At 72.6% G+C, this 19,991-nt stretch carries 19 protein-coding genes; 11 read left to right on the top strand and 8 right to left on the bottom strand.

What is annotated here, in order from left to right; all coding sequences use genetic code 11:
- Window positions 1-132 precede the first annotated feature (132 nt).
- The 4 genes from CRP56_RS18605 to CRP56_RS18590 are packed head-to-tail and all read left to right on the top strand — an operon-like array spanning window position 133 to window position 2,533.
- Window positions 133-579 (top strand): DoxX family membrane protein, encoded by a 447-nt coding sequence (locus CRP56_RS18605; RefSeq protein ID WP_097265488.1) that lies wholly within the window; start codon window positions 133-135, stop codon window positions 577-579.
- Complete coding sequence (locus CRP56_RS18600; protein ID WP_097265486.1) at window positions 579-974, top strand: Zn-ribbon domain-containing OB-fold protein; 396 nt, start codon at window positions 579-581, stop codon at window positions 972-974. Before CRP56_RS18605 ends, CRP56_RS18600 begins: the two co-directional genes overlap by 1 nt.
- A 42-nt stretch (window positions 975-1,016) precedes the next feature.
- Window positions 1,017-1,625: a GNAT family N-acetyltransferase gene (locus CRP56_RS18595; RefSeq protein WP_097265484.1), complete on the top strand. Its 609-nt coding sequence runs from the start codon at window positions 1,017-1,019 to the stop codon at window positions 1,623-1,625.
- A complete protein-coding gene (locus tag CRP56_RS18590) occupies window positions 1,622-2,533 on the top strand; it encodes a GNAT family N-acetyltransferase (protein ID WP_097265482.1) in 912 nt (303 codons plus the stop codon). The genes CRP56_RS18595 and CRP56_RS18590 overlap by 4 nt, the downstream gene beginning before the upstream one ends.
- Here the strand turns inward: CRP56_RS18590 and CRP56_RS18585 are convergent.
- Complete coding sequence (locus CRP56_RS18585; RefSeq protein ID WP_097265480.1) at window positions 2,485-3,153, bottom strand: pyridoxine/pyridoxamine 5'-phosphate oxidase; 669 nt, start codon at window positions 3,151-3,153, stop codon at window positions 2,485-2,487. The two genes, CRP56_RS18590 and CRP56_RS18585, sit on opposite strands and share 49 nt — an antisense overlap.
- An 84-nt stretch (window positions 3,154-3,237) precedes the next feature.
- Here CRP56_RS18585 and CRP56_RS18580 point away from each other — a divergent pair, with 84 nt between their 5' ends.
- Complete coding sequence (locus CRP56_RS18580; RefSeq protein WP_097265478.1) at window positions 3,238-4,554, top strand: DUF11 domain-containing protein; 1,317 nt, start codon at window positions 3,238-3,240, stop codon at window positions 4,552-4,554.
- Window positions 4,555-4,558: 4 nt separating this feature from the next.
- Here CRP56_RS18580 and CRP56_RS18575 read toward each other — a convergent pair whose 3' ends face one another.
- Complete coding sequence (locus CRP56_RS18575) at window positions 4,559-5,710, bottom strand: thiolase C-terminal domain-containing protein (RefSeq protein WP_097274211.1); 1,152 nt, start codon at window positions 5,708-5,710, stop codon at window positions 4,559-4,561.
- A gap of 98 nt (window positions 5,711-5,808) precedes the next feature.
- Between CRP56_RS18575 and CRP56_RS18570 the strand changes: the two genes are divergently transcribed.
- Together CRP56_RS18570 and CRP56_RS18565 are read left to right on the top strand one after the other, a co-directional pair.
- Window positions 5,809-6,984: an acyl-CoA dehydrogenase family protein gene (locus tag CRP56_RS18570; protein ID WP_097265476.1), complete on the top strand. Its 1,176-nt coding sequence runs from the start codon at window positions 5,809-5,811 to the stop codon at window positions 6,982-6,984.
- Entirely contained in the window at window positions 6,981-7,448 is a 468-nt protein-coding gene (locus CRP56_RS18565) for a nitroreductase/quinone reductase family protein (RefSeq protein ID WP_097265474.1), read from the top strand. Before CRP56_RS18570 ends, CRP56_RS18565 begins: the two co-directional genes overlap by 4 nt.
- A gap of 112 nt (window positions 7,449-7,560) precedes the next feature.
- Here CRP56_RS18565 and CRP56_RS18560 read toward each other — a convergent pair whose 3' ends face one another.
- A complete protein-coding gene (locus CRP56_RS18560; protein WP_059195959.1) occupies window positions 7,561-8,196 on the bottom strand; it encodes a TetR family transcriptional regulator in 636 nt (211 codons plus the stop codon).
- 135 nt (window positions 8,197-8,331) lie between these two features.
- Here CRP56_RS18560 and CRP56_RS18555 point away from each other — a divergent pair, with 135 nt between their 5' ends.
- From CRP56_RS18555 to CRP56_RS18545, 3 genes are all read left to right on the top strand, one after another.
- Window positions 8,332-9,060 (top strand): VOC family protein, encoded by a 729-nt coding sequence (locus CRP56_RS18555; protein WP_097265472.1) that lies wholly within the window; start codon window positions 8,332-8,334, stop codon window positions 9,058-9,060.
- Window positions 9,061-9,229: 169 nt separating this feature from the next.
- A complete protein-coding gene (locus CRP56_RS18550) occupies window positions 9,230-11,569 on the top strand; it encodes an outer membrane protein assembly factor BamB family protein (protein WP_097265470.1) in 2,340 nt (779 codons plus the stop codon).
- Between the two features lie 150 nt (window positions 11,570-11,719).
- The gene (locus CRP56_RS18545; RefSeq protein WP_097274209.1) at window positions 11,720-12,307 is read left to right on the top strand and encodes a hypothetical protein; all 588 of its coding nucleotides are present in this window, start codon (window positions 11,720-11,722) and stop codon (window positions 12,305-12,307) included.
- Between the two features lie 6 nt (window positions 12,308-12,313).
- Here the strand turns inward: CRP56_RS18545 and CRP56_RS18540 are convergent, their stop codons facing one another.
- From CRP56_RS18540 to CRP56_RS18530, 3 genes are read right to left on the bottom strand one after another with little or no spacing between them, the layout of a single operon-like run.
- A complete protein-coding gene (locus tag CRP56_RS18540; protein ID WP_179851054.1) occupies window positions 12,314-13,087 on the bottom strand; it encodes an enoyl-CoA hydratase/isomerase family protein in 774 nt (257 codons plus the stop codon).
- Window positions 13,084-13,503, bottom strand: a complete 420-nt coding sequence (locus tag CRP56_RS18535) for a Zn-ribbon domain-containing OB-fold protein (RefSeq protein ID WP_097265465.1) — start codon at window positions 13,501-13,503, stop codon at window positions 13,084-13,086. Before CRP56_RS18535 ends, CRP56_RS18540 begins: the two co-directional genes overlap by 4 nt.
- Before the next feature lie 2 nt (window positions 13,504-13,505).
- Entirely contained in the window at window positions 13,506-14,660 is a 1,155-nt protein-coding gene (locus CRP56_RS18530) for a lipid-transfer protein (protein ID WP_097265463.1), read from the bottom strand.
- 95 nt (window positions 14,661-14,755) lie between these two features.
- Between CRP56_RS18530 and CRP56_RS18525 the strand changes: the two genes are divergently transcribed.
- Window positions 14,756-16,321, top strand: a complete 1,566-nt coding sequence (locus tag CRP56_RS18525) for a FadD3 family acyl-CoA ligase (protein WP_097265461.1) — start codon at window positions 14,756-14,758, stop codon at window positions 16,319-16,321.
- A 78-nt stretch (window positions 16,322-16,399) separates the two neighbouring features.
- On the opposite strand, the gene CRP56_RS18520 is transcribed toward CRP56_RS18525, so the two are convergent.
- Together CRP56_RS18520 and CRP56_RS18515 are read right to left on the bottom strand one after the other, a co-directional pair.
- The gene (locus CRP56_RS18520; RefSeq protein ID WP_097265459.1) at window positions 16,400-16,597 is read right to left on the bottom strand and encodes a hypothetical protein; all 198 of its coding nucleotides are present in this window, start codon (window positions 16,595-16,597) and stop codon (window positions 16,400-16,402) included.
- 239 nt (window positions 16,598-16,836) lie between these two features.
- Window positions 16,837-19,794, bottom strand: a complete 2,958-nt coding sequence (locus CRP56_RS18515) for an AfsR/SARP family transcriptional regulator (protein ID WP_097265457.1) — start codon at window positions 19,792-19,794, stop codon at window positions 16,837-16,839.
- Window positions 19,795-19,991: the final 197 nt, after the last annotated feature.

Raw genomic sequence — 19,991 nt, 5'->3', positions numbered from 1 at the left:
GATTGATCACGCCTGTAGGAGGAGTGGGTGGGGCTCGTGGCGTAGGGCGCCTGGTTGTGGTGGTCCCATGGCCGTTCCCCAGGGAAACCGGAGGCTTCCGGCGGCTCTGGATCTGACGTACCGTCAGATCTCATGGACACGATCTGGCTCACCGGTGCGGAATGGCTGGCCGTCCTGCGCATAGGTCTCGGGCTGTGGTGGCTGGAGAGCTGGCGGCACAAGGACAAGAAGACGTGGTTCGAGGGCGGCGGGATCACCTGGGCCGCGGACATCGCCGCCAAGCACCGCTGGACCCCGGTCCGCAGCGGCTTCGAGGTGGTCGTACGGCCGCGCCCGAGGACGATGGCGTACGTCGTCGCCTACGCGGAACTGGCCCTCGGCCTCGGCCTGATCCTCGGCCTGCTGACCCCCGTCGCGCTGGTCGGCGGACTGCTGCTCAACGCCCTCTACTTCACGCTCATGATCCACGACTGGGCCGAGCAGGGGCAGAACTCGATGATGGCGCTGATCTCCGTGGTCGGCCTGTTCGGGATGTCCTGGCAGACGTGGTCGCTGGACCACGCGCTCGGGTGGTTCTGATGAGCGCGGCCCGCCACGACCTCCCGGAGGCCGACGACTTCACGCGCGCGTACTGGGACGCGGCGGCGACCGGCACGCTCCTCGTCCGCCACTGCCGGGCCTGCGACCGCCCGCACCACTACCCCCGCGAGTTCTGCCCGCACTGCTGGAGCGAGGACGTGGAGTGGCGGCCGGCGAGCGGCCGGGCCGAGCTCTACACCTGGTCCGTCGTCCACCGCAACGACCTGCCGCCGTTCGGCGAGCGCGTCCCGTACGTGGCCGCGGTCGTCCAGCTGGCCGAGGGCCCGCGGATGATGACGGAAGTCGTGGACGCCCCACCGCGGACGCTGCGCGCGGGCATGGCACTCCAGGTCGGCTTCCGCGACGGGATCCCGGTGTTCCGCCCCGCAGGATGACCCACGGTCCCCGGCCTCGGACCCCCGGTATTCAATGGCCCGATGGCCCATACAAGCGAACGGACCCCGAGCCACCGCACCGCCCCCGAACTGCTCGGTCACGGGCTGCGGTTGAGTCCCTGGGACCCGGACTCCGCCGCCGACGCCGCGACCTGGCTGCGCGCCCGCGCCGACCCCGAGTTCCGGCGCTGGAACACCCCGCTGGTGCCGGTCACCGACCTCGACGGCGCCCACGCCTCGCTGCGCGCGGTGGCGGAGCGCATGGCGGACGGCGAGAGCGCGTCCTTCCGCGTCGACGACGCGGCGAGCGGTACGACCCTCGGACATATCGGCGTCAAGGCGATCGACCAGATCATGAGCGTCGCCCGCGTCGGCTACTGGGTGCTGCCCGAGGCTCGCGGCCACCGGGTCGCCACCCGGGCCCTCGTGCTCGCCGCCCGCTGGGCCTTCACCGACCTCGGCCTGCACCGCCTCGAACTGGGCCACGCCCTCGGCCACGAGGCGTCCTGCCGGGTGGCCGAGCGATCCGGCTTCCGCTACGAGGGAACCCTGCGGGGCGCGATGTTCGAGTCGGGCACGCTGGACACCTTCCGGGACGTCCACCTGCACGCCCGACTGGCGACGGACCCGGAACCGGGGGAGGCGCGATGAGCTGGCACATCACCGAGGATCTCGACGTCTTCCTCGCCCGCGCCGGGAGCTTTCTGCGCTCTCAGCCGGTCCTGCACACCCTTCACCTGACGGTGACCGAGCGGCTGCGCACCTACGGGAGCACTGCGTACGGCGACGAGGCTCCGGTCTTCGGCGTGCTGGAAAGGGACGGAGTCGCCAGGGCGGCCTGGTTCCGCACCCCACCGCACTGGCTGACCCTTACTCCACTCGCCACCGAGGACGCTGCCGCCCTCGCCGTGCACCTCGCCGACCTCGGGCACCGGCTCCCCGGTGTCTCCGCCGACCGCGGCACCGCCGTCGCCTTCGCCGAGGCCTGGCGGCGGCACACCGACTCCGAGGTCACCCTCTGGAAGCACCAACGGCTCTACCGGCTGGACGAGTTGACGTCACCCGACCCCATGCCGCCGGGCCGGGCCCGGATCGTGGACAAAGCGGACCGGGAGCTGCTGGCACGCTGGTTCGAGAGCTTCGCCACCGACGTCGGGGTCGCGATCGGCAACCCTGGTGCCTGGGCCGACGCCCGCGTCGAACACGGCGGAGCCCTGCTCTGGGAGACCCCGGACGGCGTCCCCGTCTCCCTGGCCGCGGCGCACCCGATGGTCGCCGGGCAGGTCCGGGTCGGCCCCGTCTACACGCCGCCGGAGCAGCGCGGACGCGGCTACGCGGCGGCCGTCACCGTCGCCGTCGGCCGGACCGTGCGGGCGGCCGGCGCCGAGGAGGTGCTGCTGTTCGCGGACCTGGCCAACCCGACGAGCAACGGTGTGTACCAGCGGGTCGGCTACCGCGGGGTGGCCGACTTCGCCGTCTACGACTTCACCGGCCCGCAGCAGCCGCAGCCTCAGGGCCAGAGCAGTTCCCGAGCCCAGCCGTCCTCCGTACGGCGGTAGCGGAGCCGTACGTGCCGGCGCCGGGCGTCCCCCTGGAAGAACTCCACCTCCTCGGGGGCGAGCCGGTACAGCGTCCAGGACGTCACGGGCGCGTCCGGCTCCCGTTGCGCCCGCTCCCAGGCCGCCGTCGACGCCCGTTCCAACTCCTCGACCGAGCCCAGCACTTCGCTCTGCCGGCCGGTCAGGGCGGCCGCGAGCGCGCCGGTCGACCGGGCGTGCAGGTCGGCCTGTCCCTCCCCTGAGGGCGCGGCGGTCACCGGCCCGCGCACCCGCACCTGCCGGCCCAGCACCGGCCAGTAGAAGCCGAGGGCGGCGTACGGCCGTGCCGCCAGGTGTCCGCCCTTGCGGCTGTGGGAGTGGCTCGCGAAGGCCCAGCCGTCCGCGTCGGCGCCGTGCAGCATCACGGTCCGGACGTCGGGCCGGCCGTCCGCGTCCGAGGTCGCGAGGGACATGGTGTGCGGCTCGGTCTGCCCGGCCGCGACCGCCTCGGCGAACCAGGTGGCGAACAGGGCCAGGGGCGCCAGGGGCGTGGTCGCCGGGTCGAAGGCGGGCAGCGTGGTGACCTCCGGGTCCCACACCCGCAACGACCTCAGTGACTCGTGAAGATCCGGGGTTTCCATGCCCCGATTCTCGCGTGCGCGGCGATGCGGGAGTGTTTCCTGGGGGCTTGAACCACTGGGGCAGGGGAGACGATCGTGAAACGCATGTCCGGTACGGCGCTCGGCGCCGCGTCCGTCCTCCTCGCGTCCCTCACCGCCTGCACCGTGGCCGGGGAGACCGCCTCCCCCTCGATCACCGCGCCCGGCGTCTTCTACCTCCGTCCGCCGGGCGACCGAACGGGCCCGCACGACAAGATGCCCTACTCCCTGGTGGCCGAGGACACCGGCGGCCCTGGCGCGCGCACGCTCACCGCGGACGTGCCGAAGGGGGCGCGGGACACGGTGGTGATCCGCAAGTACGGCGGCTGCGAGGGCAGCGCGACGCACGTCACCTGCGAGGTCGACGCCGACTACAGCAACTGGTCCGACGCGCAGCGCGCCAAAGTGGTGGCGGCGAAGGGGGCGAAGGCCGGCGACTCGGCCGTGGTGACGTACACCTACACGACGAAGGGCGGGCAGAAGCTCACGGCGCGGACGCGGTTCGTCGTCGGCGAGCCCGTCGTCGAGGCGGTGGCGCCGGAGTGGGTGGACGACGTCCGTCCTGGCTCCCGTCTTGGCGAGCCACTCGTGGTCCGCAACACGGGTGAGGTGCCGGCGCACGGTCTGGGACTGGAACTGAGCGTCAGTGGCATGGAGTTCGACACCCGGTACGCCAACTGCCGCTATCCCACGCCCCAGAAGGGGACCGTCGCCGTCTGTGAGTTCCCGGACCTGACCCTGGACCCGGGCGAGACGGTCGCCCTCACCCCCGCCCTGGGCATCCGCACCCCCCGGACGCAGATGTACAGCTCCTACGGCAGGCACGTCTGGGCCCTGGACATGGGCCCAGGACATTACGCGACGGTCCACAAGGGCGGTGACCGCGGGGACGGTCCCGCGCTGGAGCCGCAGCCCACCGGCAAGCACACCGGCGACGCCTTCGTGGCAGGCGGCGGTGCCACGAACGTCGTCCTCGACACCTACGCCGACTACGAGGTCTCCGCCGTCCACCTCAAGGGCGCGCCCGGCGACAAGAGGACCTTCACGCTCGAGGTCCGCAACAACGGCCCCGCCGACGTCGGCGCGCCGGTCCGGCTCGTCTTCGAACCGCCGCTCGGCACCTCGATGGTGAAACAGCCCATGACGGAGTACGACGACGGCGTCTACGAGCCGTACTGCGAGAGCAACGGCTTCACCTACACCTGTGACGTGAAGGCCCTGAAGCCGGGGCAGAGCCAGACCCTGGAGTTCACGATGGCCCTCGGTGAGCCGGGCGAGGGCACCCTGACCCTGGAGAACAAGAAGCCGTTCAGCTCCTGGGACGTGGGCCGCCGTGATCCGGACGCGGGCAACGACACGGCCGTCATCAGGGTGTCGCGATGACGGTTCACGACCGCCCCAGCACCACCGTCCCCGACGAGCAGAACCAGCCCCCGGTGCCGGACGCCACCGCCAGTTCCGGCAAGGTCCCGTCCTTCCGGAGCACTTGCCTCGCGCCCGCCTCGCCCCGTAGCTGCCGTACCGCCTCCACCAGCAGGAACAGGCCGCGCATGCCGGGGTGTTGGGCCGACAGGCCGCCCCCGTCCGTGTTCACGGGAAGCTCCCGCGCCTGGACGTACGCCCCGCCCTCGCCCTTCTTGCAGAAGCCGAGGTCCTCCAGGGTCACCAGGGTCATGTAGGTGAAGGCGTCGTAGATCTCCGCCAGTTCGATGTCGGCCGGTCGTACCCCCGCCCGTTCGAAGGCGAGGCGTCCGCTCACGGCCGCCGGGGAGACCGTGAAGTCCGGCCACTCGGACATCGTGGCGTGCGAGACGTGCTCGCCGGTGCCGAGGATCCAGGCGGGGGCCGGGCGGATGTCCTGGACGTACTCCTCCGCCGCCAGCAGGACCGCCGCCCCGCCGTCCGAGCGGATGCAGCAGTGCAGCTTGGTGAAGGGGTCCGCGATCATCGGGGCGGACAGGACGTCGTCCACCGTGATCGGATCGCGGTACATCGCCTCCGGGTTGCGGGCCGCGTTCTCCCGCGCCTGCACCGCCACCTCCGCCAACTGCTCCAGTGTCGTGCCGTGTTCGAGCATGTGGCGGCGGGCCGCCATCGCGTACTTGGCGATCAGCGTGTGGCCGTAGGGGACCTCGAACTGGAGCGGGCCCCGGGCGCCGAACGAGAGGTCGCCGGTGCGGCGGCCCGCCCTGATGTCCGCCCGTGCCGTCGAGCCGTACACCAGCAGCACTGCGTCGGCATGGCCCGCCGCTATCGCGTCCGCCGCGTGCGCCGCCATGACCTCCCAGGTCGAGCCGCCGACCGACGTCGAGTCGACCCAGGTGGGGCGCAGACCCAGGTACTCGGCCACCTCCACCGGCGCCAGCACCCCCGTGCCCGCCGACGCGAACCCGTCCACCACGGACCGGTCGAGGCCCGAGTCCGCGAGCGCGCGCCGGGCCGCCTGGGCGTGCAGCGTGTACGGTGTCGCGCCGTCCACCCGGCCGCAGTCGGCGAGGGCGACCCCGACCACGGCGACCTTCCGGCCGCCGGACCTCAGCAATGAGGCAGCCATGAATGACCTCTCCCTCGCTCTGTGCTTATCGACCCACCCCTCCTAATATGACGGACCGTCAGATCCGGAGGGAAGGGGTCGCCATGGACGCCGGCTTCACCGCCGAGCAGGACGAGATCCGCCGCACCCTGCGCGAACTGCTCCACAAGAGGTGCGGTCCGGAGGAGCTGCGGGCCGCCGTCGACACCCCCGCAGGACACGACCCGGCCCTGTGGACCGCCCTGGCCGAACAGCTCGGCCTGCCCGGACTGGCCCTCCCGGAGGCGTACGGCGGTGTCGGCTGCTCCGCCACCGAACTCGCCCTCGCGGCGGAGGAGACGGGACGGGTGCTGGCGCCCTCCCCGCTGCTCGCCACCGCCGTCCTCGTCGCCCCGCTGGTCCTGGCCCTCGGCACCGACGCCCAGCGCGCCGACCTGCTGCCCCGGATCGCGTCCGGCGCCCTCACCGCCGCCCTCGCGGCCCCCGCCGCGGGCCTCGCCCTCACCGGCGACAACCGCGGGGACTGGGCCGGCGGCGGCCGCGCCGGGGGCGTGCAGGCGCGGCGGGCGGGGGCGGGGTGGACGCTGTACGGGGAGGTCGGGCCGGTGCCGGACGGGCACAGTGCGCGGCTGCTGCTGGTCGCCGCGCACACCGGCGGGTTCGCCCGCTCCCGGACGCTGCTCTTCCTGGTCGCCGGGGACGCCGACGGCGTCGTCCGCACCCGGCACACCGCACTCGACGCGACCCGGCCGCTGGGGCATCTCCAACTGAGGGATGTGGAGGCCGAGTTGCTGGGCGACGACGGGGGTACGGATGTCCCGGCCGCCCTCGCCCGCACCGGCGACGGCGCCGCCGCCGTCCTCGCCTGTGAGGCGGTCGGGGCCGCCGACCGGGTGCTGGAGCGGACCGTCGAGTACGTCAAGCAGCGTGAGCAGTTCGGGCGGGCGATCGGGTCCTTCCAGGCGGTCAAGCACCGGCTGGCCGACGTGTACGTCCAGGTGCAGGCGGCCCGGTCGGCCGCGTACAACGCGGCCTGGGCCACGGCCCACGGCGAACGCGTGGGTGGGATCGCCCTCGCGCAGGGCGTGGAGGCGCTCAGAAGCTCCGCCGGGGAGGCGCTCCAGCTGCACGGCGGCATCGGGTTCACCTGGGAGCACGACGTCCAGCTGTACTTCAAGCGGGCCGCCGGCGACGAGCTGCTGTTCGGGCCGGTGCACCGGCTGCGGGCCCACGCGGCCGACGCGGCGTCCCTGTTCACGGCGACGGAGGTGCCGGTGTGATCGGCGAGAAGACGGTGCAGCGCATTTCGTCCACGCGGGGCTTCGCCAAGGTCGCTCCGCATGTCATCCCCGCCCTCGACCGGGCCGTGCACCGGCTGACCCGGGGGAAGGTCATCCTCAGCGCCCAGATGCTGCCGGGCGTCATCCTCACCTCGACGGGCGCCCGCAGCGGACAGGTCCGCCGCTCACCGCTGGCCTGCATGCCGGAGGCGGACGGCACCTGGATCCTCATCGGCTCCAACTTCGGCCGCCCCGGCCATCCCGCCTGGACCGCCAACCTCCTCGCCCACCCCGACGCCGAGATCAGCTGGAAGGGCACCGACATCCCCGTCACCGCCCACCTCCTGACGGGGGAGGAGCGGGCGGCCGTGTGGAGGCGGCTGCTGGTCTTCTGGCCGCCGTACGCGACGTACCAGGCGCGGGTGGAGCGGGAGATCCGGGTGTTCAGGATCGAGCGGAGGTAGTCGTAGAGGTGTGTTGCCCGCACAGCGAGGCAGGCGGCGGCCCGTCCGGGACGTGCCGGACGAACCACCGCCTGCCGGACAGGACTTGGGGCCTGATAAAGGGACCGTGCTGCTACTTCGTGGGCTTCTTGCCGGTCACGCCCAGGTAGACCAACAGCGCCAGGTTCGGCTTCAGTTCGGCCTGCTTGACGCCCCAGGTCTGGAAGCCCTTCTGGTGCGAGGCGACCGCCGCGAGCATCGCGACCAGCGAACCGGCGACCGCCGCCGGGTTCACGTCCTTGTCGACCTTGCCCTTGGACTGCAACTCGGCCACCGAATCGGCCAGGGAGTTGTTCACCGAGTTCAGGATCTTCATGCGGAGCTTGTAGAACCGCTTGTCGCCCTCGGCGGCACCGAGATCGACGACCCTGAGGATGGCGTCGTTCTTGCGCCAGAACTCCAGGAACCCGTCGACGAGTTCCTGCGCGGTCGTCCAGCCGGCCTTGCCGACCCACGACCGGCCCTCCAGCAGAGCGGTCAACTGCCCGCCCTCGGTGGCCATTTGCTCGGCGATCTCCAGGACGGCACCTTCGACGTCCGGGAAGTACTGGTAGAAGGTGGCGGGCGAAGTGCCCGCCTTCCGGGCGACATCGATGACTTTGACGTCCCGGTAAGGGGAGGAGCTGAGCATCTCGCTGAGGCAGTCGAGCAGCTTCTGCCGGGTCGCCTGCCCACGCCGGCCGGCCACGCGGCCGTCGACGGTACGCACTTGTCCTGTCATGCCGTCAGCTTACCGAGGGGTGATCGGAGCGCGATTCGGCCGACTGCAAATGGGGTGCACGGGCTTCGCGGGGCGGGTGTGCCTGGTCCTGCGGGGTGCGTGCGTCGCCGTTAGTTTGGCGGTATGGCCGAAAACAGGGCATACGGCGAGGGCGTCCCCTGCTGGGTGGACGCGCAGCTTCCCGACGTCGAGGCGGGCAAGCGGTTCTACGGCGAGCTCTTCGGGTGGAGCTTCGAGGAGCAGCGGTACGGCGGGGCCGCCTGGGCCCTCCTGGACGGCGAGCCGGTCGCCGCGCTCACCCGCAAGACGGACGGGCGGATGCCCACCGTGTGGACGGTGTACTTCGCCACCCCCGACATCGAGGGCCTGGCCGACCGGGTCTGGGCGGCCGGCGGCCAGGTCGTCACCGCCCCCATGCCGGTCGGCGACCTGGGCACCTCCGCCCTGGTCACCGACCCGGACGGCGCCGTCTTCGGCCTGTGGGAGCCGGACACCCACCCCGGCTTCGGCGCCCGGCACCAGGCCGGCACCTTCGCCTGGGCCGAGCTGTACGCCCGCGACACCGAGGCCGCCAACACGTTCTACGCCGGGCTCTTCCACGACGCCCTGTTCGGGCCGGACGCCGTCCCCGACTTCGGCCGCGCCCCCGTCTCCGACGTCTTCCCGGCCGAGATGCCGCCGCACTTCCTCGTCCACTTCGGGGTCGAGGAGTGCGAAGCCGCGCTCGGGGCGGTGCAGCGGCTCGGGGGGCGGGTGCAGGCGCCGCCCTTCGAGACGTCCTACGGAAAGGTCGCCGTCGTCACCGACAATCAGGGGGCGTCGTTCGCCGTACTGGAGCGGTCACAGCCGTGATTCCGGGTGTTTTGGTGGGAGACATCCCGTTTTGCGGCCGGGTTCGCAACCTGCGCCTCGGCCAGGAAGAATCGGGGTGCGTGCCGCCATGGCGGTGCGGTGGTGAGACGCTGCACGGGGTCGCGTACATAAGGATGTGACGTGGCCCGTACGGGGAGGTGGCAGGCAAGTGGTGGATCAGCTGACGCAGCACGATCCGCGGCGGATCGGGCCGTTCGAGGTGCTGGGACGGCTGGGCGCCGGCGGCATGGGGCTGGTCTATCTCGCGCGCTCGGCGTCCGGCCGGCGCGTGGCGATCAAGACGGTCCGGACGGAGCTCGCCGAGGACCAGCTGTTCCGCGTCCGCTTCACGCGCGAGGTCGAGGCGGCCCGGGCCGTCTCCGGCTTCTACACGGCGGCCGTGGTCGACGCCGACCCCCGCGCCGCCGTGCCGTGGCTGGCCACCGCGTACGTTCCCGCGCCCTCCCTAGAGGAGATAGTGAACGAGTGCGGGCCGATGCCGGCCCAGGCGGTGCGCTGGCTCGCGGCGGGCGTCGCGGAGGCGCTCCAGTCGATCCACGGCGCCGGGCTGGTCCACCGTGACCTCAAGCCCTCCAACGTCCTCGTCGTCGAGGACGGCCCCCGGGTGATCGACTTCGGCATCGCCTCCGGCGTGTCGAACACACGTTTGACGATGACGAACGTCGCCGTCGGCACCCCCGCCTACATGTCACCCGAGCAGGCCAAGGACTCCCGCTCCGTCACCGGCGCGAGCGACGTCTTCTCGCTCGGCTCCATGCTGGTCTTCGCCGCCACCGGCCACCCGCCCTTCCACGGCGCCAACCCGGTCGAGACGGTCTTCATGCTGCTGCGCGAGGGCCCGGACCTGGCAGGCCTCCCGGACGAGCTGCGCCCGCTCATCGAGTCCTGCATGCAGATGGAGGCCGCCGGCCGCCCCAACCCGGCCGACCTCCAGGCCCAGCTGGCCCCCCATCTCTTCGGCTCCGGCTCCGACGACAGCGGTACGGCGTCGGCCTGGCTGCCCGAGCGGGCGGTGAGCCTGATCGAGGCCCGCCGCAACGGCCGCCCGGCCGTGAAGCCGGGCCAGGGCGGACGCAGCGGCGGCGGCCGGCCGGCCCCCATGCCCCCGCCGCCCTCGCACGACCCGGTCGTCCCGGCCCGGGTCCCCGTCGGCGCCCCCGACACCGGCCCCGTGCGCCTCGCCGGCGCTCAGGTGCCCATCGGCCCTGGCCCGCGCGTCGCCGACGCCCGCGCCGCCGCCGTGAAGGCGCCGCCGCCCGAGGCGGGCCTGGTCGCCAGCTGGTCCAAGCCGCGCCCCGGCGTCAACGGAGCCGACCCCGCGGTCCCCGCCCCGCCTCCCCTGGCCCCCGAGACGGCCTCCGGCTGGCGCCCCTGGCGTTTCCGCATGTCGAACGACGTGTGGGGCACCCCGTCCGTCGCCGGTGACCTCGTCTACGTCACCTCCTTCGAGGTGCACGCGCTGGACGTGGCGACCGGCCGGCGCAGCTTCAAGACGCGGGACGTGGCCTGGTCGATGGCGGTCGCGGACGGCCGTATCCACGCCTCCGACGGCCCCACCCTGTTCGCCCTGGAGGCCCGCGAGGGCGGTGACCTGTGGCGGTTCCAGACGGACGCCTGGGTGTACGCGCTCAAGGCCGAGCGGGGCACGGTCGTCACCGGCACCCGGGGCGGCGGCGTGCAGGCCTGGGAGGCCTCCAACGGCCAGAAACTCTGGGAGATCAGCGGCGCCCAGACCGACTTCGAGTCCCCCGAGGCGGGCCCGGCCCTCCACGAGGGCACGGTGTACGTCTGGCAGGACGCCCGGCTGCGCGCCCTGGACGCCCGCACCGGCGACGAGCGCTGGTCGTACCCGATCGGCGACGCGGCCTCCTGCGGCGGGGTGCCGGTCCGGGTCACGCAGGCGCCGGACGGCTATGTGTACGTCTCCGCCGGCACTCGCGTCCTCGCGCTGGACGTGGCGAGCGGCCGGGTGAAGTGGCACTTCGAGGCGCCGGCGGTGTTCCTGTGCCCGCCCACCTTCGTGCCGGGTCCCGCGGTCACCGGCGGCGGGGTGTACCTGGCCGACTACCTCGGCACGGTGTACGCCCTCGACGCCGCCGACGGCCGCGACCGCTGGCGCATCGCCACCGAGGCGCGGTCCTCCATCGAGCCGGTGCTGGTGGCCGCGGGCCACGTGCACGTGGGCAGCGGCAAGGGCCTGTACACGCTGGACGCGGTGACCGGTACGCCCAAGTGGCGCTTCCAGGCGGGCGGCGACATCGTGGGCGCCCCCGCGGTCGCCGAGGGCCGGATCCACTTCGGCTCCACCGACCACCTGCTCTACACCCTGAAGGCCGACGACGGCCGGCTGCGCTGGAAGCTGGCGACCGGCGGCGAGATCACCGGCGCCCCGGTGGTCAAGGACGGCGTCGTGTACGCGTGCAGCAAGGACCGCTGTGTGTACGCGCTGGACGCGGAGAAAGGCACGGGGACGGCCCGCACGGCGTAGCCGCCGCGGCCCGGTGCTCTGGTGACGGCCGTCGTACGTGGTTCACGGAAGGGGCCAGACGGCGGCCGTCCAAGGCCGACGCTACGCCGGGCGCGGGCCGGTCGCCATGTGGTGGCATGCTCGTGACAGATGATCGATAGGGTGCCGGTCATGAAGGCACGGGGACGCACTCTCAAGTTCACAGCAGTCATCGCATTGGTGGCCCTGGCCCTGACCGGCTTCTCGACAGGGCGGCATCACAGCAGCCGGCACGGGAGCGGCGGTGGCGGGGGCGGGTGCAGCAGCTCCCGCCAGGATCACGACAGTTCCTCGTCCTCGACGTCCGGGGGCGGCTCGTACGACAGTTCCTACGACGACGATGACGACGACAGCTACAGCAGTGGCGGAAGCAGCAGCGGCGGGGGCGGATACACCCGCCGGCCCACGAACCGCTCGACGCCCAGCTCCTCCAGCACCGGCAGCGGCGAGGCGCTGGAAGACGGCACGGTCAGGCTGGTGAGCTGCGCGACCAAGGAGAAGCCGTACGCGACGGTCGAGGTCGGCAATCCGAACGGGCGCCAGGTCAAGTACTGGGTCGACGTCACCTTCGAGGACGCCCAGGGCATCGCGGTCGCCCAGAAGCAGGCCTCCGTCAAGGTCTCCGCCAGGGGCAAGGCGACCGTCAGGGTCCCCCTCTACTCCAGCCTCATCGACGAAGTCGACCATTGCGAGGTCGCCCCCGAGGCGTACGGCTCCTAACCGGGCCTACCGTAGCCGGAACCCGTCGCTCCGCCGCCCGGCGAACAGCTCCGCCTGCCGGTCGTCCGGCAGGTTGCCCAGGGCGATCAGATGCGGTGCCTGTGCGAACCCGGCGGCGAGCGCGGCCTCCCGTGCCGCCCACAGCGCCCGCACGGTGCCCTGCACCCCGGCGGCCGGCTGCGTGGCGATGACGGCGGCGGCTTCGGTCGCCCGGGCCAACGCCTCGCCCGGCGCGGCGAGTTCGGAGACCAGCCCGATCTCGTACGCCCGCCGCGCGGACATCCGCTCCGCCGTCCCCATCAGCATCATCCGGGCGACCTCCCCGTACGGCATCCGCTGCGCCATGAGCACCGACTCGTAGGCGCTCACCATGCCGTAGGTGGTGTGCGGGTCGAAGAAGGTGGCGTCCGGATCGGCGACGACGAACTCGCTCTCGCCGAGGAGATAGAAGGCGCCCCCGCAGGCCATGCCCCGCACGGCGGCGATGACGGGCTTCCAGAGGTCGTTGGACTTGGGCCCGACGCGCAGGAGCGGATCGTCGGCCATGTAGGGGGAGTTGGGCTGCGGGACGTCGGCGTCCCGGTCTATGCCGGTGCAGAAGGCGCGCTCCCCGCTGCCGGTGAGGACGACGGCCCGCACGGAGTCGTCGAACCGCAACGACCGCCAGGCATCGACGAGTTGGTCCCTCGTCTCCAGGTCGATGGCGTTGAGGCGGTGCGGCCGGTCGAGGGTGACGACGGCGACGCCGGTGTCCTTGTCGGCGCTGACCCGAAGGCTCATGACCGCTCCGGCACCCACTGCGGCAGCCCGCTCACGGGGTCGGCCGCGAACCGCACCTTGGCGCCGATCCGGATGCGGTCGACCGGCAGGGAGTCGATCGCCGCCCCGGGCTCGGTGACGAGATTCCCGACCAGCCGGATGTGCGGTGCCTCGACGAGTTCGACGACGATCACGTTGTACGGCGCCCGCTCGGCGTAGTCCGGCAGCAGGGGCGGGTGGGGGACGACGTACGACCAGACGCGGCCGTGCCCCGAGAGGGGCCGCCACTCGGTGCCGAAGGACCGGCAGTGCGGACAGCAGGGCCGGGGCGGGAAGCGGAGTGCGCCGCAGTCGGCGCAGGCCTGGACGCGGAGTTCGCCCTGGGCGGCGTACCGCCAGAAGGGGGCGCCTTCGGGGTCAATGACGGGGGAGAGCACGGTCAGCTCCTGTTCGTCAGCAGCAGTGCGGAGGTGGGGACGCCCTCACCGGCGGTGACCAGGCAGGTGGCGGCACCGGGCACCTGGGCGGTACTGGTCCCTCTGAGCTGTTTCACACCCTCGTTGATCAGATTGAACCCATGGACGTAGGCCTCGCTGAGCCCGCCGCCCCCGGTGTTGATCGGCAGCCGCCCGCCGCTCTCCAGCGCCCCCTGCTCGGTGAAGGCGCCGCCCTCCCCGCGCCCGCAGAATCCGTACCCCTCCAGGGAGAGCGGGATGAGGGCGGTGAAGGCGTCGTAGATCTGGGCGACGTCGACGTCCTCGGGGGTGAAGTCGGCGTGTTTCCACAGGTGTCGGGCGGTGGCCCAGGACGGGCCGGTGAGGGGGTCGTCGTTCCAGTAGTTGACCATGCCGTGGTGCTGGGCGGGGAGCCCCTGGGCGGCGGAGTGGACGTACACGGGAGGTTTGCGGCAGTCCCGCGCCCGCTCCCTGCTGACCACGACACACGCCAACGCCCCGTCCGTCTCCAGGCAGTTGTCGAAGAGACAGAGGGGCTCGCTGATCCAGCGCGAGGTCATGTACATCTCGCGGGTGAGCGGGCGGTCGTACATGACGGCGGCCGGGTTCTGGTTGGCGCGGTTGCGGCAGGCGAGGGCGACGTTGAACAGGTGGTCCCGGGTCGCGCCGTACTCGTGCATGTACCGGCGGGTCAGCATGGCGATCTCGTCGACGGGCCGCAGCAGACCGTAGGGCCGGGTCCACTGGGCGGGCGTGGGGAGTTGGGCGACGGTGTTGCGCCACGGCCGGGGCCCGCTGCCCCGCTTCCGCGACCGCCAGGCGACGCCGACGGACGCCTGCCCGGTGGCGATGGCGGTGGCGAGGTGCGCGACGGTCGCGCACGAGCCGCCGCCCCCGTACCCCACCCGGCTGAAGAAGGTGAGGTCCCCGAACCCCACGGCCTTCGCGAGCTCCACCTCGTCCGTCTCCTCCATGGTGAAGGAGGCGAGGGCATCGACCTCGCCGGGGTCGATCCCGGCGTCGTCGAGGGCGGCGACGACGGCACGGCAGGCGAGCGTCCGCTCGTCCTCGGGGAGTTGCTTGGCGAAGGCGGTCTGACCTATCCCGACGATCGCGGTGGCGTCCTTGATCCCGGCCATGCGCACCCACCTCCACGCTGCTGAAGGGCTGCTGACAGGCCGTCAGGGTACAGCTAATCTGACGGGTAGTCAGCTCCGGGGTTGGGAGGCGTGCTGTGCGCGGTGATCTGGAGTGGGGCGGCGTTCCGGGACTCGTCCGGTCCGCGGTCGAGCGGTACCCGGAGGTCGAGGCGGTGGTGGAGGGCCGTACGCGGGTGACGTACGCCGAGTTGGGCGCGCGCGTGGAGCGCGCGTCGGCGGCCTGCATCGCGAACGGCGTCGAACCCGGTGACCGGGTGGCGATCTGGGCCCCCAACACCCTCGACTGGATCGTGTCCGCGCTCGGCGCGGTCTCCGCGGGAGCCGTCCTCGTCCCGCTCAACACCCGCTTCAAGGGCGCGGAGGCGGCGGACGTGCTGCGCCGCAGCGGGGCGCGGCTGCTGTTCGTGACGGGTACGTTCCTGGGGACGTCGTACGTGGCGTCGCTGCGGCGAGCGGTGGGGGAGGGCCTGCCGGCGCTGGACCAGGTGGTGGTGCTCGCGGACGACGCCCCGGCGGACTACCGCACGCTGAAGGACTTCCTGGCGAGCGGGGACGGGGTGAGGACCGCGGAGGTGCGGCAGCGCGCGGCGGCGGTCGAGGGGGCGTGGCCGTCGGACATCGTCTTCACGTCGGGTACGACGGGCCGCCCGAAGGGCGCGGTGATCACCCACGCGCAGACGCTGCGGGCGTACGAGATCTGGAGCGACCTGGCCGGTCTTCGCCAGGGCGACCGCTACCTCATCGTGAACCCCTTCTTCCACACCTTCGGCTACAAGGCCGGCGTGATCGCCTGCCTCATGCGGGGCGCGACGATGATCCCGCAGCCGGTGTTCAACGTGGACACGGTCCTGGCGAACATCGCCTCGGAGGCGGTGTCGGTCCTCCCGGGCCCGCCGACGCTCCTCCAGTCCCTCCTGGACCACCCGGCGCGGACCTCGTACGACCTCTCGGCGCTGCGCCTGGTGGTGACGGGTGCCACGGTCGTCCCCCTGACCCTGGTCGAACGGCTGCGGGACGAACTCGGCGTCTCGACGGTCCTGACGGCGTACGGCCTCTCGGAGGCGAGCGGCATCGTCACGATGTGCCGCCGCGGCGACGCCCCGTCGGTCATCGCCTCGACGTCGGGCCGGGCGATCCCGGGCACTGAGGTCCGCGTCGAGGCGCCGCCGGGCGAACCCGGCGAGGTCCTGGTGCGCGGCTTCAACGTCATGCGGGGCTACTTCGAGGACGCGGCGGCGACGGCGGAGGTGCTGACCCCGGACGGGTGGCTGCGCACGGGCGACGTGGGGGTCCTGGACGCCGCCGGGAACCTGCGGATCACCGACCGCCTGAAGGACATGTTCATCGTCGGCGGCTTCAACGCGTACCCGGCGGAGATAGAGCAGCTGCTGTCCCTGCACCCGGATGTGACGGACGTGGCGGTGATCGGCGTACCGGACGCACGGCTGGGCGAGGTCGGGAAGGCGTACGTGGTGCGAAGGGACGCGGCCGTCCTGACGGGCGACGACCTGATCGCGTGGGCGCGACGGGAGATGGCGAACTACAAGGTGCCGCGGGCGGTGGAGTTCGTGCGGGAGCTGCCGCGGAACGCGAGCGGGAAGGTGGTGAAGGGGGAGCTGCGGGCAGGGGGCGATTGGTGACAACGCATGCTTCGGCCGCGGCGGCTCCCCCTCCGCGCCGCCGCGGCCGATCCCCGTGCGGGAAAAGGTTCGTGTGGGTCAGGCCGGGTTGTCCGTGGCGTGGACGTTGTCCGTCGTGGCCTCGCCCGTGCCCTCGCTCAGCTTGAGCGGGTCGCTGGTCGCGTGCACGTTCTTGATGGTGACGGGCTCGGTGGTGGCGTGGACGTTGTCGGTCGTCGCGTCGCCGGTCGGCTCGCCCGTGGCGTGCACGTTGTCCGTGGTGGTCTCGTCGCTCATGCGCTGGCTCCCCTGACAGTGTGGTGCGATGGATGGGCTGGATCCGCCCGGCAACTCCCCCGAGGGTTGCCGGGCGGATCCAGCTGGGCCGGTTCACCCTAGAGGTCCGGCCTGTCGTCGCTCCGTCTGCCCCCCGACGCGACGGCTCGACACAGCAGAGAGTGCCGGGCGGCGATAAACGAATGATGAACGCGTCTTCTCGCCGGTCAGAGCGGCCCGCGCGGGCAGGGCCGGTCGGCTCAGGCGACCGCGCTCGGGTGCAGCAGGGTGCGGACCGCGTCCGCCTCCGCGGACCCCAGCGCGTCGAAGATCTCCAGGGCCTCCCGCCAGCACACCTGGGCCCGGCCGAGCTGTCCGATCCCGGCGAGGGCCCGTCCGAGCACCGTCAGGACGTTGCCGTGCCGCCAGTCGCCGCCGATGCCGCGCAGCAGGCTGAGCGCCGTCTCGGCGTGGGCCGCCGCCTGCGCGGGGCGCCGGGCCGCGAGGTCGAGCTCGGCGAGCCGGAACAGCGTCATGCCCTCCCACAGGCGCTGGCGGCTGTCGCGGAACACCCGCAGGGCCTGCTGGAGGCATTCGGTCGCCTCGGCGAGCCTGCCGCTCTGGGTGAGGGCGAGGCCCAGGGCGTACCGGCCGTTGGCGCCCTTGAAGGCGTGGTCCATGTCGTCGTACATCGCCGTGCCCTGCTGCGCGAGCTCGACCGCGCTCTCCGTCCGCCCGGTGGCCAGATGGATGCGCGAGAGGTTGCACAGGGCGCTCGCCTCGCCGGGGCGGTCGCCCAGGGCCCGGAAGCTCTCGATGGCATGGGTGAAGTACGCCATGCCCTCTTCGTTGCGGTTCTGGTAGAGCGCGATGACGCCGCCGATGTTCGCGGCCCAGCAGCCGGTGAGCGGGTCCTCGGCCTCGCGTGCCAGCTCGGCGGCGCGCTCCGCCTCCCGGGAGGCGAGGTCGAACCTGCTGTCCGAGTGCTGGTGGACGAAGGCGAGCGCGACCGAGGCGCGGGCCTCGGTCCGGGTGTCGCCGGATTCCTGGGCCACCTCCCGCAGCAGGGCCGCGACCGCCTCGTACTCCTTGGAGTTGGTGCCGGACTCGGCCAGGTCGACGGCGGCCCACAGGACGTCGACGGCCCGCCGCAGCGAACCGGCCTGGGCGGACTGCCGTATGCAGGCGAGCAGGGGCACCGCCTCCGCGTACAGCCAGTCCTGCGCCGCGTGCCGGTCGGAGAACACCAGCCCCGGATACGCCGCCTGCTCCAGGTGGGCCACCAGCCGGTCCCCCGGCCGCTCGATCAGGTACACCCCGCCGACCGTCGCCAGATAGAAGTCCAGCAACCGGGAGAGCGCCGCCCCCCGCTCCTCCGGCGGCCACTCGTCGCGTTCCGCGCATGCACGCGCGTAGAGGCGGACCAGGTCGTGGAAGCGGTAGCGGCCGGGTGCCGCCGATTCCAGCAGGGAGGTGTCCACCAGGGACTCGAGGACGTCCTCGGTGTCGTCGATGTCCAGGTCCAGGATCGCCGCTGCCGCGGCGAGGGAGATGTCGGGGCCGTCCGCCAGGCCCAGCAGCCGGAACGCGCGGGCCTGCGCCGGCTCCAGCTGGCCGTAGCCCAGCTCGAAGGTGGCCTTCACCGCCAGGTCGCCCGCCTGGAGTTCGTCGAGGCGGCGGCGTTCGTCCGCGAGCTTCGCCGCCAGGACCGAGACCGTCCAGGTGCGGCGGGCGGCCAGCCGGGACGCCGCGATGCGGATCGCCAGGGGGAGAAAGCCGCAGGCCGCCACCACGTCCAGGGCCGCCTCCCGTTCCGAGGCCACGCGTTCCTCGCCGACGATCCGTGTGAAGAGCTGGAGCGCCTCGTCGGGGGACATCACGTCCAGGTCGACCAGATGCGCGCCGGCGAGGTCCACCATCCGGACCCGGGACGTCACCAGCGCCGCGCAGCCTTCCGTGCCGGGCAGCAGGGGGCGGACCTGTGCCGCGTCCCGCGCGTTGTCCAGCAGGACCAGGACCCGTCTGCCGTCCAGCACCGAGCGGTACAGCGCCGCCCGCTCCTCCAGCGAGTCCGGGATCGCCGAGTCCGCGGTGCCGAGCGCCCGCAGGAACGCGCCCAGGACCGTCTCCGGTTCCGACGCCCGCTGCCCCGCGCCCTGGAGGTCGACGTACAACTGCCCGTCGGGGAAGGCCGAGCGGGCCTGATGGGCGACATGGACGGCGAGGGTCGTCTTGCCCACGCCGCCGATGCCCGCCAGCGCCGACACCGCCATCACACGGCCCTCGGAGGAGGCCAGCACGTCGCCGAGCTCGGCCACGAAGGACGCGCGGCCGGTGAAGTCCGGGACCGTCGCCGGGAGTTGGGCGGGGCGGACCTGGGTCGCCGCGGGCTCCGAGTGTGGGGACGACGGTTCCGCGAGGCCGGGGTCCGCCTGGAGGATGCGCTGCTGGAGTTCCTTCAGGCCGGGCCGCGGGTCGACGCCCAGCTCGTCCGCGAGCAGGCGCCGCGTGTCCGCGTACACCGCGAGGGCCTCCGCCTGCCGGCCGGAGCGGTACAGCGCCAGCATCAGCAACTCGCGCAGGCGTTCGCGGAGCGGGTGCGCGGCCGTCAGGGCGGTCAGTTCGGAGACCGCCTCCGCGTGGCAGCCCTGCTCCAGGTCCATGTCGAGGCGGGATTCGAGGAGTTGGAGGCGCCACTCCTCCAGCCGGACCCGTTGCGAGGAGGCGTACGGGCCCGGCACCCCTGCCAGCACCTCGCCGTCCCACAGCGCCAGGGCGCGGGCGAGCACTTCACGGGCGTGGGACAGGTCGCCCGCACTCCGCGCCTTCTCCGCCTCCGTCGCCCACTCCTGCGCCACGGTCACGTCCAGCGCGCCCTCGCCGAGCGAACGGATCGCGTAACCGCCCGCGTCGCTGACCAGCACGCCGGGGTCGAGGACCTTCCGCAGCCGGGAGGCGTACGTCCGCACGGCCGCCAGCGCCTGCGACGGGGGCTCCTCCCCCCACAGGGCGTCGATCAACTCCGCCGCGGTGGCCGTACGGCCCTCCCGCAGGAGCAGGGCCGCGAGCAGGGCCCGCTGCTGGGGCGAGCCCATCGCGAGGGTCTCCTCGCCGCGCCAGGCGCGCACCGGTCCGAGCACGCTGAAGCGCAGCGGCGGCACGGGCTCCGCCGAGGAGCCTGGACGCCGCTGCTCAGGCACTCGCGGTAGACCGTCCATCGCGTCCCCCTAAACACTGTGAGCAACCCCGCCAGTTTGCCTTGTTCATGGCAGATGCGTCAGCTGTGGAGGGGGCGATCACAGACAGGCGCGCGGTAAATCACAAGCCCCTCACGCGCTCTCCGCACAATTCCGCGCACAAACCATCAGGACCGGGCGCCGTCACCATAGCTGACGGGTCGTCAGATCAGCGCTAC

The sequence above is a fragment of the Streptomyces sp. TLI_55 genome (assembly GCF_900206255.1).
Lineage (GTDB): Bacteria > Actinomycetota > Actinomycetes > Streptomycetales > Streptomycetaceae > Streptomyces > Streptomyces aquilus.
Note: the sequence above shows the minus strand (reverse complement) of the source record. Positions and strands in the feature narration are given on the sequence as shown.